The sequence below is a fragment of the Acinetobacter sp. YH12137 genome (assembly GCF_013418535.1).
Classification (GTDB): domain Bacteria; phylum Pseudomonadota; class Gammaproteobacteria; order Pseudomonadales; family Moraxellaceae; genus Acinetobacter.
In genome coordinates this window covers 66,114-80,375 of the sequence record NZ_VPBW01000006.1, presented here as the reverse complement: position 1 = coordinate 80,375, position 14,262 = coordinate 66,114, and the positions used below count along the sequence as shown (strand labels likewise).

At 42.3% G+C, this 14,262-nt stretch carries 15 protein-coding genes; 6 read left to right on the top strand and 9 right to left on the bottom strand.

Going from position 1 to position 14,262, the window contains the following annotated elements; translation table 11 throughout:
* Positions 1 to 10: 10 nt before the first annotated feature.
* Positions 11 to 1,108 (bottom strand): undecaprenyldiphospho-muramoylpentapeptide beta-N-acetylglucosaminyltransferase, encoded by a 1,098-nt coding sequence (murG, locus tag FTU72_RS05160; protein WP_159123787.1) that lies wholly within the window; start codon positions 1,106 to 1,108, stop codon positions 11 to 13.
* 409 nt (positions 1,109 to 1,517) lie between these two features.
* On the opposite strand from murG, the gene FTU72_RS05155 reads away from it, so the two are divergent.
* Positions 1,518 to 2,720 (top strand): CynX/NimT family MFS transporter, encoded by a 1,203-nt coding sequence (locus FTU72_RS05155; RefSeq protein WP_180002590.1) that lies wholly within the window; start codon positions 1,518 to 1,520, stop codon positions 2,718 to 2,720.
* Positions 2,721 to 2,759: 39 nt separating this feature from the next.
* Here FTU72_RS05155 and gshB read toward each other — a convergent pair whose 3' ends face one another.
* Entirely contained in the window at positions 2,760 to 3,707 is a 948-nt protein-coding gene (gene gshB / locus FTU72_RS05150; protein ID WP_180052513.1) for a glutathione synthase, read from the bottom strand.
* Positions 3,708 to 3,837: 130 nt separating this feature from the next.
* Here gshB and FTU72_RS05145 point away from each other — a divergent pair, with 130 nt between their 5' ends.
* Entirely contained in the window at positions 3,838 to 4,032 is a 195-nt protein-coding gene (locus FTU72_RS05145; RefSeq protein ID WP_180052512.1) for a DUF3565 domain-containing protein, read from the top strand.
* A 144-nt stretch (positions 4,033 to 4,176) separates the two neighbouring features.
* Here FTU72_RS05145 and FTU72_RS05140 read toward each other — a convergent pair whose 3' ends face one another.
* Together FTU72_RS05140 and pyrE are read right to left on the bottom strand one after the other, a co-directional pair.
* Positions 4,177 to 4,488 carry a hypothetical protein gene (locus tag FTU72_RS05140; RefSeq protein ID WP_180052511.1) on the bottom strand — a complete coding sequence of 104 codons (312 nt, stop codon included), beginning with the start codon at positions 4,486 to 4,488 and terminating at the stop codon, positions 4,177 to 4,179.
* A 425-nt stretch (positions 4,489 to 4,913) separates the two neighbouring features.
* A complete protein-coding gene (gene pyrE / locus FTU72_RS05135) occupies positions 4,914 to 5,564 on the bottom strand; it encodes an orotate phosphoribosyltransferase (protein WP_125279724.1) in 651 nt (216 codons plus the stop codon).
* A 41-nt stretch (positions 5,565 to 5,605) separates the two neighbouring features.
* Between pyrE and FTU72_RS05130 the strand changes: the two genes are divergently transcribed.
* Positions 5,606 to 6,424: an exodeoxyribonuclease III gene (locus FTU72_RS05130; protein WP_159124217.1), complete on the top strand. Its 819-nt coding sequence runs from the start codon at positions 5,606 to 5,608 to the stop codon at positions 6,422 to 6,424.
* Positions 6,425 to 6,893: 469 nt separating this feature from the next.
* The gene (locus tag FTU72_RS05125; RefSeq protein WP_180030988.1) at positions 6,894 to 7,244 is read left to right on the top strand and encodes a Spx/MgsR family RNA polymerase-binding regulatory protein; all 351 of its coding nucleotides are present in this window, start codon (positions 6,894 to 6,896) and stop codon (positions 7,242 to 7,244) included.
* 86 nt (positions 7,245 to 7,330) lie between these two features.
* Here FTU72_RS05125 and FTU72_RS05120 read toward each other — a convergent pair whose 3' ends face one another.
* The gene (locus FTU72_RS05120) at positions 7,331 to 7,768 is read right to left on the bottom strand and encodes a DUF2147 domain-containing protein (protein ID WP_004781465.1); all 438 of its coding nucleotides are present in this window, start codon (positions 7,766 to 7,768) and stop codon (positions 7,331 to 7,333) included.
* A 155-nt stretch (positions 7,769 to 7,923) separates the two neighbouring features.
* Here FTU72_RS05120 and FTU72_RS05115 point away from each other — a divergent pair, with 155 nt between their 5' ends.
* Positions 7,924 to 8,835: an alpha/beta hydrolase gene (locus tag FTU72_RS05115; protein ID WP_180052510.1), complete on the top strand. Its 912-nt coding sequence runs from the start codon at positions 7,924 to 7,926 to the stop codon at positions 8,833 to 8,835.
* A 71-nt stretch (positions 8,836 to 8,906) separates the two neighbouring features.
* Here the strand turns inward: FTU72_RS05115 and FTU72_RS05110 are convergent, their stop codons facing one another.
* Complete coding sequence (locus tag FTU72_RS05110; protein ID WP_180052509.1) at positions 8,907 to 9,476, bottom strand: FMN-dependent NADH-azoreductase; 570 nt, start codon at positions 9,474 to 9,476, stop codon at positions 8,907 to 8,909.
* A gap of 263 nt (positions 9,477 to 9,739) precedes the next feature.
* On the opposite strand from FTU72_RS05110, the gene FTU72_RS05105 reads away from it, so the two are divergent.
* Positions 9,740 to 10,930, top strand: coding sequence for a GGDEF domain-containing protein (locus tag FTU72_RS05105; RefSeq protein ID WP_180052508.1), 1,191 nt, complete (start codon positions 9,740 to 9,742; stop codon positions 10,928 to 10,930).
* 58 nt (positions 10,931 to 10,988) lie between these two features.
* Here FTU72_RS05105 and dsbD read toward each other — a convergent pair whose 3' ends face one another.
* The 3 genes from dsbD to FTU72_RS05090 are packed head-to-tail and all read right to left on the bottom strand — an operon-like array spanning position 10,989 to position 14,185.
* On the bottom strand, positions 10,989 to 12,833 hold the full coding sequence (dsbD, locus tag FTU72_RS05100; protein ID WP_180052507.1) for a protein-disulfide reductase DsbD: 1,845 nt from the start codon (positions 12,831 to 12,833) through the stop codon (positions 10,989 to 10,991).
* 17 nt (positions 12,834 to 12,850) lie between these two features.
* On the bottom strand, positions 12,851 to 13,618 hold the full coding sequence (locus FTU72_RS05095; protein WP_180052506.1) for a transporter: 768 nt from the start codon (positions 13,616 to 13,618) through the stop codon (positions 12,851 to 12,853).
* A 24-nt stretch (positions 13,619 to 13,642) separates the two neighbouring features.
* Entirely contained in the window at positions 13,643 to 14,185 is a 543-nt protein-coding gene (locus tag FTU72_RS05090; protein ID WP_004781453.1) for an ankyrin repeat domain-containing protein, read from the bottom strand.
* Positions 14,186 to 14,262 lie beyond the last annotated feature (77 nt).

Below are 14,262 nucleotides of genomic sequence, written 5' to 3'. Positions count from 1 at the left end.
TTTACTCGGATTACAATTCTTGAATTAAACGGACCACATGCTGGGTCGCATCGGGTTGAGCCTGACGGCGTGCTTTGATCGCCATTTCCATCAATACCTGACGGTCAAGCATCGGCTCTAATAAGGTTTTTAAACTGTCTGGCGTCAAAGTAGCCTGCGGGCAGATTTTGGCTGCCTGCTGATTGGCCAGGAATTTGGCATTCGCAGTTTGGTGATCATCAACCGCACTTGGTAGCGGTACAAAAATCGCAGCTACACCAGCAGTTGCAATTTCAGTAACTGTCAGTGCACCGGCACGGCAAATGACCAGATCGGCGTCGCTATAAGCTTGAGCCATATCTTCAATAAACGGCTGAACTTCAACCTGCAAGGAGGCGGGTTTGTCTGCATAACGTGCGCGCGTTGCTTCAGCATGATTTTGACCACACTGATGATAGACATTTAACGGCACATTCAACTGTTTCAAGGCTTCCGGCACACGTTCATTTAAGGCTTGTGCCCCAAGTGAACCACCAACAATCAGAATTCGTAGCGGCTGGCCAGCTTTTTCCCGCTCCTGATAACGCCAGGACGGATTTAAAATTTCTGTAATTTCTTTACGTACCGGATTACCGGTGGTTACTACTTTATCTTGTGCCGGGAAAGTATCAGGAAAAGCCTGACATACCGTTTTAGCGACCCGTGACAACTGGGTATTGGTAAAACCCGCGACTGCATTTTGCTCGTGAATAATTACAGGAATACCCAGGATCCGCGCTGCCAGACCACCCGGTCCTGCCACATAACCGCCAAAGCCTGCAACAGCTTCGACTTTGAGCTGTTTCATATGCTTCATAGCACTAAGAGTGGCTTTTAAAATTTTAAACGGGGCCAAGACTTTACGCACAAAACCATTGCCACGCACACCTTGAATATCGATTTGATAAATTGGAATATTATGGTTTTTTAATAATCGGTTTTCCATGCCCGCTGGTGTTGCCAACCAGGACACTTCAATTCCTTGTTGTTGTAGATCTTTTGCAACGGCTAACGCTGGAAACACATGTCCACCCGTACCTGCGGCCATCATCATGACATGTTTAGGCTGTTTTTGCTGAGCGTCGGTCACGGTCTAATTCTTCAATTAAAAAATGAAACAGGAGGTCTAATTTAAGTCATCAATTGTAATCACAAACGCTTGCCCTTGAAAGTTTATTTACCTTATTTCAACAAGCGTTTCATTGTTTTTTTCATACTAATTTGAAGTTTAAACTAGTTTTATTATAAGGTCTGCATTTTTCCTTAGACTTAAGTGAAATATAAGCATAATTTTTGAATATTTTTCATTTAATCTTTTTATAGTCATTCCCTAAATCTATACATTTTTCACTATTTACTGGCTATTTTTCCATTTAATTCATCCTATTAACTTATGCCTAAATCATATAAATCTGAATAAAATTTTATGTTATCCCTATCTCTATATAATTTTTTTCAAATTGATCCGCCTATTCCTTAACTGGACTCAAGCATTATAGATGTCAAAAATATCAATTCGTGATCTATGGATTATTTTAGCCGGTTATCTGGCGGCCATGCATGTCGGCAAACTGTCTGCTATTATTCCTATTCTGCAACAGGATTTAGGCTTAAGTTTTACGCAAGCCGGGTTTTCCCTATCTTTAGTACAAGGGGCCGGGATGCTATTCGCCCTTTGTATTGGTGCTTTTTCGGAAAAAGTGGGTTTAAAGCGCTGCATGATTTTGGCGTTAATCATTTTAGGACTGAGCAGTATCGCTGGCCTTTGGATTCAGCATGCCACAGCCTTATATTTCTTCCGCTTTACCGAAGGGATTGGATTTTTAACTATTTCCTTGTGCGCGCCTGCAATTTTAAAACGGATCAGTCGGCCTGAAACACTGAATTTTAAAATGGGACTCTGGAGTTCCTATATGGGTGTCGGTGTCAGTCTTGCTGTTTTTAGTATTCCTGTTTTACTCGAATACCTGAACTGGCAGAATATTTGGGCTATTCTCGGCAGTCTATGCTTGATTATTGCAGGCATCATTAAACGATACCTGCGAATAGATTCAATGGCATTTGCATCTAACACAATTCCTCAACCAGTACCGTCAAATACTTCATTCTGGCAGATTGTCAAAGTTACCCTTACCCATCCACCCATTCTGTGTTTAGCTATTATTTTTGCCTGTTATACCAGTCAGTGGATTACCGTGACCGGGTTCCTGCCCAGCATGTACGTCGAACATGGTATTGATTTAAAAGTTGCAGGCGTTCTGGTTTCAATCGTGGTACTTGCCAATCTGGGCGGCACTTTTGGTGCAGGTATGTTGTTACAACGTGGCTGGAAACCCAAGACGCTATTCAGTACCGGATTTACAGCCATGCTGTGCAGCAGCTTTCTGGCTTTTGCAGCCAGTTCATGGCTCATGTTCGACTTACAGTTTATAAGTGCTGTACTGTTTTCACTGATTGGCGGAATTATCCCGACCACTGTTTTTGCCATTACTTTGCAGCATGCCCCGCGTGCCAATGCCGCAGCAGCCAGTGTGGGTCTGGTTTTACAGCTTTCAGCCTGTGCTCAATTTTTTGTGCCGCCTTTGAGCGCAGCACTAGTTTCGACTACACAGAATTGGGCTTATATCGCGGCAGTTACCGCCAGCCTCTCTATATTAGGAATCTTAATGACCCTGCTTTTATTCAAGCATTATGGCCAATAAAAAGAGCCTCAGACGAGGCTCTTTTTTATTATTGAAAGCTTAGGCTTGACCCAGACCGGCTTCCAGTACATCAAACAGGTCATCTGCAATGGAGGTACCAAACTGAGTATCAATTTCACGGATACAGGTTGGACTGGTGACGTTAATTTCAGTGACATAATTGCCAATCACATCCAGACCGACAAATACCAAACCTTTTTCTCTGAGATAAGACCCCACTTGCGCTGCAATGGCTCTATCATTCTCAGTTAATGGACGTGCTTGACCTAAACCACCTGCTGCCAGATTGCCACGCACTTCACCATTTTGCGGAATACGGGCCAGACAATACGGTACTGGTTCGCCATTGATCATCAGGATACGCTTATCCCCTTCTACAATTTCAGGAATATAACGCTGTGCCATAATCGGCTGGTTACCATTGTTGGTCAGAATCTCAATGGTTGAGCCAATATTGATACCATCCTGATAGAGACGGAAAATTCCGGTGCCGCCCATACCATCCAATGGTTTTACAATCACATCAACATGCTCTTTTAAAAATTCACGGATCAGGCTTTGTTGCGACGTTACCAAAGTCGGAACTTGCAGGTGCGGGAACTGAGTAGCAAACAGCTTTTCATTGCAGTCGCGCAGGCTTTGCGGTTTGTTGATAATCCATGCCCCTTCACGTTCTGCCTGTTCCAGAATATAAGTGGTATAAACAAAGTTCATATCGAATGGCGGATCTTTACGCATCAGCACCACGTCATAAGCCGCAATCGACTCTTTTTTCTTTTCACCCAGTTCGTAGTAATGGTTATAGTCTTCAAATACCTGCAAAGGCGAGATCAGACCAAAGGCCTTACCTTGGTCGATATATAAATCTTGCTGTAATGCATAACCGAGTTCATGTCCACGGCGTGCAGCTGCCCATAACATGGCCATGGTTGAATCTTTTTTCAGGTTTACATTTTCGATGGGATCCATCACAACAAGTACGCGCATGTCTCTGTGCTCTTTCTTAAAAATACATTAGCAAGGAGTATAGCCTGTGCAGTTTCTTTTGTTTATGGTGATTTTGCATGACTAATTTTGTATAAATGCTTAAATACTTTAATCAACAAGAGCACTTATCATGCAGCAGGCAATTGTCGGCTTTCATCTGGATGAAGAAAATCATTGGGTCGCTGAACTGGCCTGTGGCCATGGTCAGCATATGCGGCATAATCCCCCTTGGCAAAACCGTCCCTGGGTCATGACTGAACAAGGCCGCAAAGAAAAACTAGGCGTCTTATTGGACTGCAAAAAATGTGAAATACATGAGGATTAATATCTTTTAAATCAACATAGTATATATACTCACCCTAAGTATTTTGTCTTCTTTATAAAATTGATTAAAAAACCTGAATAAAAATAATAATACCTTGCTTATAAAGGTATTATATTTTTTGATAAATGCACTTAATTTTATGATTTAACGATTATTTTTTGAAATCATGGTTCCCAGCATAATAATAAAGGTACTGACTCCGCCAATCAGTAAGCTCATTAGGGCAATTTCCAAGGTAATTTTATGATGCCAGCTCTGATCAGGAATCCAGGGCAAATTCAGATTTTCACCAAAGATAAAGTTAATAGTACATATGATCAGAAAGCCGATTGTTGTAGAGATCAGTAAAGTCACCACCAGGTTTTTCCATATCTTGTAGCCCACCAGCATGACAATAATGGCCAAACCTACCACCGTTATAATCGATATAAATAAAACACTGTTCCAATAATCCATTCCTAGTACTCTTATTTTAAATCAATTAAAATTATGAAATTCTTATAATTAATTACTTAATGTTTATTTTAATATAGGCGGATTACAATTTGTAAACAATGACCATAACTATCTTATTCATTTTATTTGTAAAGAGACTTTATGAGGTTTAATTCATGCTTTAATGAGTTTCTTTTAAAAATATTGTTCTTTTTAGATAAAATAATTTTGACCAAGATTTATATATTGAGAAGAATATTTATATAAAATTTAATTTTGAAGAAGATAATATAACTTATCAAATTTAAAGTTTATCCAGATCAGAATTTCTATCTTATTATTTATATTTCTTTTAAATACAGTCGCCTGAACAGAATCTTTCTTCCCATAAAAAGTAAAGCCCTAGATTACTAGGGCTTATACATCTTCATGTGGTGAATTGGATTTTAGATTCCGTATTTCACACGATAAGCTTCCATTTTCGCCAATGCTTCGCTATCGCCTTTTGCATCTAGGTAATTCATTAAATCTTTCATAGTAATCAGTGCATGTACTGGAATTTCCAGCTCTTTTTGTACTTCCTGAATAGCAGATAATTCACCTTGGCCTTTTTCCTGACGGTCAAGAGCAACCAGTACACCTGCAATTTGCGCACCGGCATTTTTCAGGATGGTGACTACTTCACGAATGGCAGTACCGGCTGTAATCACATCATCAATGATCCAGACTTTTTTCCCTTCCACTGAAGCACCGACCAGCACACCACCTTCACCGTGATCTTTGGCTTCTTTACGGTTAAAGCCCCATGGCACGCTGACGCCATGATTTTGTGATAGTGCCACTGCTGTAGCTGCTACAAAAGGAATGCCTTTGTATGCTGGTCCAAAAATCACTTCAACATTGTCACATTCAGTTAATTTTGCAGCATAGCCAGAAGCCAGTAGTGACAAGGCTTCACCATCATTGAGCAAGCCAGCATTAAAAAAATAAGGACTCACACGTCCTGATTTTAAAGTAAACTCACCAAATTTAAGCACACCACGTGATAATGCGAGTTCGATAAAAGCTTGCGGGTTAAACTGAGCTGGCGTTGACATGAGGTGCTCCTAAATCCATTAATTAAGGGTAAGACTTGCGCATGATACCAAAGAGTAGCTATCCAGGTGATCAAAAAATTCTTCGTGTCGTTTCAATTAATGTCAACGGTTTACGTTCCTCTGTCAGCAAGGGCTTGCTAGAGTGGATCGAACAGTCTGATGCCGATGTGATCTGCATGCAGGAAAGCCGGATCACCCATGCGCAGTGGACTGATAAATTTAAGCCTGAAGGCTGGTATACCCACCTGTTCCCTGCCGAGCGTCCAGGTTACGCGGGTACAGCGATTTACAGCCGTCTGCCATTTGTTTCCATTACCGATGGTTTGGGTTTTGAACTGGCCGATTCTCAAGGTCGCTTTATCTCGGCAGAATTTGACTTGGGTCTAGAAAAAACAGCACATATCTGTTCGCTGTATTTACCTTCAGGTTCTTCGGGCGATGAAGCGCAGGCACGTAAAGATCACTTTCTGGAAGAGTATAAAAAGATCCTGAAACAATGGCGCGATGAAGACAAATCCATCATTGTCTGTGGTGATTACAATATCGTGCATAAACGTATCGATATTAAAAACTGGTCCGGTAACCAGAAAGCATCGGGCTGCTTGCCGCATGAACGTGCATGGTTGGATCATATCTATGATGAACTGGGTTATGTCGATACGTTCCGCGAAGTCCGTAAAGAAGCCGAGCTATATTCCTGGTGGTCGAATCGTGGTCAAGCCCGCGCCAAGAACGTGGGCTGGCGGATTGACTATCAGGCCTGCTCACCGGACTGGAAAGACCGTACTGTAAATGCCTGGGTCTATAAAGATGAATGGTTTAGTGACCATGCACCCGTGATTATTGACTATAAAATCTAAAACTGACCGAAAGATTGAGTGAACATTCGTTCACTCAATTAAGGTTTATTACCTACACTACATGACGTATTTTCAGGTTTATCTTCAGACCCTAACAGCGCATGATACTCACACGGCACAGGGATATGTCAGGATGACACTATAAGGACAGGACGCCGTAGGAAGAAAATAAAACAAACTATCAGATTTAGCTTGTTTTTCATGGATGTGACAACGGACGTTGTATTGAGACCCGCATAATCAGGATGATTAGATGCGGGTTTTCTCATTTCAGTACCTTCATTTTTTTCTTATTCTTAAACTTTACCATTTACTTTTTAATACCCATTCTGCTCTTAAACGATGTCAATCGAATGACATGTCTTTTAAATATTGCTTAAAAACAAGCTTCTTGGAAGCACATAGGCGATCGGCATAAATTCAGCTAAGCTAAGCCATCAATAAATAAACTGTTTGGGATACAGCGAGCATGCTCAAGATTTATGGCATTAAAAACTGCAATTCAATGAAAAAAGCTTTTGATTTACTTAATGAATTGGGACTGGCTTACGAATTTCATGATTATAAAAAACAGGGGATCGACGCGGATACGGTTAAAACCTGGCTAGATGCTTTAGGTCAAGATGTGGTACTGAATAAGAAAGGCACCACCTGGCGTAAACTTACTATTGAAGAGCAGGAAAATGCCCTTGCCAGTGAAGATAATCTGATTACCGCCTTAACTACTCATACCAGCCTGATCAAACGTCCGGTATTACAGACTGCAACTGGTTTTATCGCTGGTTTTGACGAAGCCGCTTATCAAAAGCTAAAAGACTAATCATCCCAGATGATCTGGAAGAATAAAAAAAGCCTGACTTCTGTCAGGCTTTTTTATGGTAGTTTTTAGAGAACGGTCATGATCTATTATTTGGCACGAATCCAGGTTTGGTTACGACCTAAAGCAGACACGCCGATATAACCGCGCAGCTCAAGCTTCTTGCCACCATCTGTCAGGTTGCCTTTCAGCTTATAAGTTTTACCAGATTTTGGATCTAGGATCGAACCACTGTCATAGCTGGTTCCGCCTGTATTTTTCAGGCCTTTCACAATCGTTAAACCTTTCAGCGATTTATTGTGATACGGACCTTCACATTTTGTACAAGCATTTTCTTCACCCGGTGTTAATACCGATTGGATGCTTGCAGATAATGTCCCATTTTTTTGCTCAGTAAATTTTACTATAGCCTTTGGTTGTTTGGTTTCGTCGTCAATCGTTTTCCAAACGGTACCATTTAAAGGATCTGCAGCATTGGCCAGCGCAGATAAGCCGAGTAGTCCTAACATTAGCGTAATTTTTTTCATTTTTCTTCATTTCCCTAGTCTGAGATAGACCGATGTAGTATTAAAAAGTCACAACATTTTTGCAATTTTTACCTGTGACTATTTAGTGTAACCTTGTAAATATTGTTGGTAAATAATCTACATAATCAATAAAAGCAGAAAAAGATGGAAAGAAGATGAAGATGAGCCCCGTGACGAAACAATTAATTACAGAAAGTCTTTTAAAAGCGACCATCCGCGCGCCTAGTCGGTTCAATCTTCCTCCAAGCTCCTTACGGGTCGCACTGGAGCAGATGTGCAAGATTTTTCCGCAAGATAAGTCCGTACAAATCCGTTCGCTCCGGCTGGCAGGTGTACATGCCGAGGAAATCAAACCACAGCAGGAATCCAGCCAGCTGATTTTCCATATTCATGGTGGTGCTTTTTATCTCGGTTCCTTAAATACCCATCGTGCCTTTATGACCCAGATTGCCGCTCGCACCCAGATGCAGGTACTGCATATTGATTATCCTCTGGCACCTGAATCTGCTTATCCTGAACCTTTGGAAGCTGTGTTTGATGTCTATAACCTGTTATTAGATCAGGGCATTCAGGCTAAGGACATTGTTCTGTCCGGAGATTCGTGTGGCGCTAATCTGGCGTTGGCGTTGGCACTCAAATTACAGCAGGAAGGCCTGCCACAGGTGAGTGGACTGATTCTACTTTCCCCTTTCCTTGATCTGACCCTGACCAGTGAATCACTACGCTATAATCAAAAGCATGATGCCCTGCTGTCGATTGAAACCCTGAAAACCGGGATTCAGTATTATGTACCGAGTACAATGGATCGTGGCGATCCGGAAATTTCCCCATTTTTTGCCGATCTCAGTGGTTTGCCACCGATGCATATACAGGTGGGATCTAAAGAAATTCTGCTGGATGATGCCACACGCTTCAAGGAAAAAGCGGAACAGGCTGGTGTCGAGGTTGAATTCAAGTTATATACCGGGATGTGGCATAACTTTCAGATGTTTAGTGCCTGGTTTGAAGAGGCTCGACAAGCGCTAGCGGATCTTTCAGAATTTGCTCATCGTCTAGATCAAGACTAGAAATTTAAAAGAAGCCATAAAAAAGGTCAGCGATTGCTGACCTTTTCTGTTTAGTGATTATCTATCGCTTTTTAGATCAGGCTTACTTGCGTCATCGCAGTTTCAATTGCCTGCTGTTTCGCAGCATCGCCCATATTGACGCCTTCAGCACGAATCACGTGTACATCAGTCACACCAGTAAAGTTAAATACAGTTTTCAGGAAAGCTTCCTGGAAATCGACTGGGCTTTGTTCGCCATAAATACCCCCACGGCTACTGGCAATATAGACTTTCTTTTCACCTGCCAGACCCACTGGGCCATTTTCTGTATATTTAAAGGTACGTCCCGCCACACTAATGCGGTCAATCCAGGCTTTTAAAGTAGAAGGTAGGCCAAAGTTATACATAGCAGCCCCAACCACCACGATATCCGCCTGTAAGTACTGCTGTAAAATCTGTTCACCTAAAGCCGCCTGCTCAAGATTTTGACCCATCAAAATTTCGGCAGTTAAATGTGGAATCGGCTGTGCAGCCAAGTCCAGATATTCAAGCTCAACTGCCTCACCATGTTTCTGTTGAAGCTGTCCCACAATAGCTTGAGTCAACTGACGGGAAATAGAGGCATCGCCTAAAATACTGGAATCAATCTGTAAAATTTTCATTGCTTAATCTGGTCCGTTCATTGTTCGGGAATGGACATAGCTTAATAAATTTTAAATAATGAAATAATGGGTTTAAATAAAACACTTCATTGCGTATTTAGAACAATAAATTTCCAGCTTAATTTTTCTCCTTTTTTTAATTTTTGATAAATATTAATGATTATCAATGAATTAATTTTATGTTATATTTCTGTAAATAATTAAAGCAATATTTTTCTATCTTTTAAAAACTTAGCAATAACAATAAAGGTCAGACCTGTTGTATGAAGCGAATGTCAGCAGTATTACAAAAATTCCAGAATCATCGACTCAAGAAATATCTGATCGAAGATGAAGTAGTGATGAACTGGGGGATTTTGAAAAAGTGTATCCTGATGCTGGCACTGGGCTGTGGCATACATATTAGCTGGTTAAGTTGGGATCTGTTTGTCCTGTCACATCCGCAATACTGGCAGCATGTCCATATTGACGTCGTTCGTTCACAGGTTCACATGAATGGCCTGTTTTTACTGGCGCTGGTTCTTCTGATTTATCCCTGTTATAAATTTCAGGGCAATGCACTGATAGAACGATATTTTCCTTATCTGGCAGTGGGTATCTTCGTCGTTTCCTTATGTCGCGACGCCTATATCGTGGGCGTGATCAGCCCGGTAGCCACGATTGCCTATGTTTGCCTGATGACGGTAGGACTGGTCCTGTTTCACCGGAGACTGGTCTATAGCATGCTGATTCCCGCCTCCCTGTTTCTGGTGACTTGTGCCTATCTAAGCTTTACCCAGCAACTGCCTTATTCGCCACTCTTCAATATTCAGGATCAGTTTTTCCATAATAGCTTCTGGCTATTATCAATGCTGTATTTTATCCTGCCAATTCTTGCTGTCTGCATGATTTTATTTGAGATTTTACTCAGTCAATGGCGTTATCGCGAACAGCTGATTAACCATCTCAGCCAGATCGATCCTCTGACCAATCTGTTTAACCGCCGTAGCATTAATCAATGTCTGGATCAGTTAAATAGTACTGCAACTTTTAACTATGCCCTGGTGCTGCTGGATCTGGATCATTTCAAAAAGATTAATGATTACTATGGACATCACAAGGGCGATGAAACACTGGTACAAGTCAGTGCGGTACTGAACCAGCAATTGCGTGAGAGTGATGTCGTCGGACGGTTCGGTGGTGAAGAATTTATTCTGGTCCTGAATAATTCCAGCCTGGAAAAAGCTCAGCAGGTTGCAGAGCGTTGCCGAAGCGCGATCCAGCAACTACAGATTTTTAGTGATGAAGGACAATTGATCCCAGTGACGGCCAGCTTTGGCATTGCTATTTCAAAACCTGAATTACGCCCGCAACAACTTTTAAGCCAGGCCGATCAAGCCCTTTATCAGGCCAAAGCTAGTGGACGGAATCAGGTGAAATCTTATCTGGAACCTTTGAAAGTTCAACCAGCCTGATATTTTTATCGGCCTTATTCACTTTAAAGCATGTACCAGAAAAGCCTTAAAGTGAATGCTAGAGCTGCTCTAAACGCTGTAGCTGTGCCAATAACTCTGCTTCACTAAATGCACCTGTCAAACGTAAGCTGCGAATCTCCTGCTGCTGAGTATCGAGAAATAAATAAGTCGGTGGTCCCAGAATTTCCCATCGGTTAAGCAAAGCCTGATGCGTAGCATCATACTGACTAAGATCAAGCTTGATCAGAAAATAAGGAGCTAAGGCCTGCTGGACAGCAGCTGCCTTTAATACTTTATGTTCAATCGGCTGACAGGCCACACACCAATCAGCATAGACATCAATAATGACCTTCTGCCCTTGCGGTACTGTAGCCAATAACTGTTCAAATTCAGTGGCCGTTTTTGCTATATGCCAACTCGCCTGTTGTTGGGCAGTTTCAACAAAAAAACGCTGACTATGCTGATACTGACTATATGTAATATAAGGCACTGCAATAGCCAAACAGATGATATAGAGCCAGCGCAGTCCGGTATTTTTCCAGAATAATCGTGCCAGAACATAAACAACAAAGCTTAAGCCCAGCCCTAGCGACAGCCACTGCAATGCCGCTTCTGAAATCAGCGGACGAATAAAATACAAGGCCAAAGCTAGCATAATGAAAGCAAAGAGCACTTTCACCTGATTCATCCAGTGCCCGGCTCGAGGTAGAATACGTGCCCCCATAATACTGGCCAGCAGTAACGGGGTGCCCATACCGAAACCCAACGTAAACAACAGCACTGCGCCTTGCCACTGGTTCTGAGTCTGGGAAATAAATAATAAAGCACCGGCTAATGGTGCCGTCATACAAGGCCCAACCAGCAAGGCAGAAACAGATCCCATGATCGCAGCGCTAACCAGAGTTCCCCCTTGCTGCATCGCCTGAACCCGGTCCAGACGTTGCGTCAGACGCTGTGGCATTTTAATTTCAAACAGGCCAAACAGGTTGAGGGCAAATACCACAAATAATGCACTAAATGCCATCAGGGTGGCAGGTTGCTGTAACCAGCGCTGAAAGTTGAGTCCGGCTGAAGACGCGATCAAGCCTAATACCGCATAGACTGCGGCCATACTGCTTACAAAGCTTAGGGCAATCATCCAGGCCTTGATGCCTTTGCTATCACGAACAATTAATGAAGTCAGAATTGGCAGCATCGGCAAAGAGCATGGCGTAAATGCCAGCAAAATGCCCAAGCCGAAAAATAACAGCAATCCATAAGCCAGCGAACTTTCAGCCAGACGTGTAGACCATTGCTGGTCTTGTGCCGAGTCGCTGTTGGATCGTGTAGAAATGACTTCAACGATTTTACTGTCTGTATTTCCTGATTCTAGATCATCAGCAGAATTTTCCAGAATTCGGTTGTGCTGTGAGGAGGAGGTACTTAGATCCAGTAACCGTTTATTACCCGAGCCAGTAGATTCATATTGCACCAGACCAGATAGGTCAGTCTTGAATTTAATGGTTTGGGGTGGGTAACAAAGCCGGTCTTTGGCACAGCCTTGCCAGCTAACCTGATAAGTTTGACCCGCCTGTATCGGAATCTGAACTTTTAATTGCTGATAATAAACCTGGGTATGACCATAGTTTTCATCATATAGATCTTCAGCAGGTGGCAATTGCAAGGTCATCGGCTGACTTCCCTGCTTTAGCTCTACCTTATGCTGATAAAGATAATAGTTTTGCGGAATTTCCCAGCTAAGTTCAGCCTGTTGCTGAGTGACTGAACTAATACTCAGAGGAAAAGCCTGCTCAGGCGACAATAAGGGCGCTTCTGCCTGAGCAATATTGCTAAGCAACACTGTGCCCAATAAGACTGGAGAAAATACTTTTCTCCCGATCTTAAACTGAAGTGCTTTGGTCATATCGAAATAAGAGCAGCTTAGAATAGGAACGATACGCCCAAGCCTGAGAAGTAACCTTTATTCTGGCCTTCCAGATCCACCCCGATACTGGCATCAAGTTGTACCTGATCATTCAATGCATACATGACACCAGTGCCTAGCGCATATTCATTATCCTGACTTTCGGCTTTACGATAAATCAGTTCCGAATAACCTGACCAGCGCTCAGTAATCTGATAGCCTAAAGCTGGAATCGCAGTAATTGCCCAGTTGCTATCCTGCCATTCATAACGCATGGTCAGTGCAGTATTCACCAAATCATTATATTGATAAGCAACTGCTGAGCTCAGGCTATAAATATCTTCTTCATTACTAAAATTAGCATTACCTGTGGCAATAATAGCTTCAGCCATCAGCGCCATACTGAGTTTTTCATCATCCAGATCAATGGCTTTTTTCAGGCCAATACTGACATCGCCTAAACCATCATCCTCTTCAGTCTGACCATTGAACTTGGTTTGTGACCAGGCCGGACCAGCCCAGCCTAAACGTAATTCCAGATCATCAGTCAAACCGGTACGCAACAAGACGTCGGCATTTAAAGTGGTTTGTTTCAGCTTGCTTCCATCCACAGTCGCTTCGCTATAAGAGAAACTCGGTAAACCCTGTTCCCAAGCTAACTGACCCACTGGTACGGTACTGGTACCCAAACCTTCACCTGGTCGGTCAAATTCAACTGCAGCACAAAGCTGTGCACTGACACCCGTCAGTGCCATCAAACCCAATATTCTTAAAGTTGTCTTCATCTTGTTGGAGCTCTTTCTTAAAATTTAATGTAATTCCTTGGTCATTTTTGCGCCATGACTACGCAATAATTCTAGGGTTTGTTTTTCTTCTTCCAGTGCTTCTGCCCAGTTAATTTCATCAAAATCACAATCAAAGAATAAATCACTAATCGATGACAGAATGGTTAATCCTTCTTCATCCTTGCTGTTCGGATTGACTTTTTCTTCTAATAGGCGCTGCACTGCAGGTACACAGGCTGCACTGGCCGCATCCCAAAGCGGGCCATAAACTTCTTCAGCATCCCAAAGATGCAAATTGACTTTGGCCTGGATCAGCGCTTCCAGAATCTGTAAATGTACATCCAGACGTTGCTGTTTTTCTTCAGCAGTTAAGGGACTGCCCGCTTCATAAGCTTCACACACTTCTTCCCACCATTTGAACAGGCCATCTGACCAGATGGAAATAACTGGGCCTTTTTCCAGATCAATAAAATTCGGGTTAAGTCCATCTGCCAAAAGCTGTTTGACCTGACCCAGATTGAGTTCTTCGAGTGCTTGCACAAAAAGCTGTTGTTGCGCAGTTAACATGATGGAGCTCACTTTAAATTCGTTTTTCACTATTATGCCGAATAAAGCGGGATTTGTTTTGTTCTCATTCGTTTATT

Bases quoted from the DNA above. Each gene is read 5' to 3' on its own strand.
- FTU72_RS05155 (WP_180002590.1), top strand. From the start codon at position 1,518: ATGTCAAAAATATCAATTCGTGATCTATGGATTATTTTAGCCGGTTAT.
- gshB (WP_180052513.1), bottom strand. From the start codon at position 3,707: ATGCGCGTACTTGTTGTGATGGATCCCATCGAAAATGTAAACCTGAAA.
- FTU72_RS05145 (WP_180052512.1), top strand. From the start codon at position 3,838: ATGCAGCAGGCAATTGTCGGCTTTCATCTGGATGAAGAAAATCATTGG.
- FTU72_RS05140 (WP_180052511.1), bottom strand. From the start codon at position 4,488: ATGGATTATTGGAACAGTGTTTTATTTATATCGATTATAACGGTGGTA.
- pyrE (WP_125279724.1), bottom strand. From the start codon at position 5,564: ATGTCAACGCCAGCTCAGTTTAACCCGCAAGCTTTTATCGAACTCGCA.
- FTU72_RS05130 (WP_159124217.1), top strand. From the start codon at position 5,606: ATGATACCAAAGAGTAGCTATCCAGGTGATCAAAAAATTCTTCGTGTC.
- FTU72_RS05125 (WP_180030988.1), top strand. From the start codon at position 6,894: ATGCTCAAGATTTATGGCATTAAAAACTGCAATTCAATGAAAAAAGCT.
- FTU72_RS05120 (WP_004781465.1), bottom strand. From the start codon at position 7,768: ATGAAAAAAATTACGCTAATGTTAGGACTACTCGGCTTATCTGCGCTG.
- FTU72_RS05115 (WP_180052510.1), top strand. From the start codon at position 7,924: ATGAAGATGAGCCCCGTGACGAAACAATTAATTACAGAAAGTCTTTTA.
- FTU72_RS05110 (WP_180052509.1), bottom strand. From the start codon at position 9,476: ATGAAAATTTTACAGATTGATTCCAGTATTTTAGGCGATGCCTCTATT.
- FTU72_RS05105 (WP_180052508.1), top strand. From the start codon at position 9,740: ATGAAGCGAATGTCAGCAGTATTACAAAAATTCCAGAATCATCGACTC.
- dsbD (WP_180052507.1), bottom strand. From the start codon at position 12,833: ATGACCAAAGCACTTCAGTTTAAGATCGGGAGAAAAGTATTTTCTCCA.
- FTU72_RS05095 (WP_180052506.1), bottom strand. From the start codon at position 13,618: ATGAAGACAACTTTAAGAATATTGGGTTTGATGGCACTGACGGGTGTC.
- FTU72_RS05090 (WP_004781453.1), bottom strand. From the start codon at position 14,185: ATGTTAACTGCGCAACAACAGCTTTTTGTGCAAGCACTCGAAGAACTC.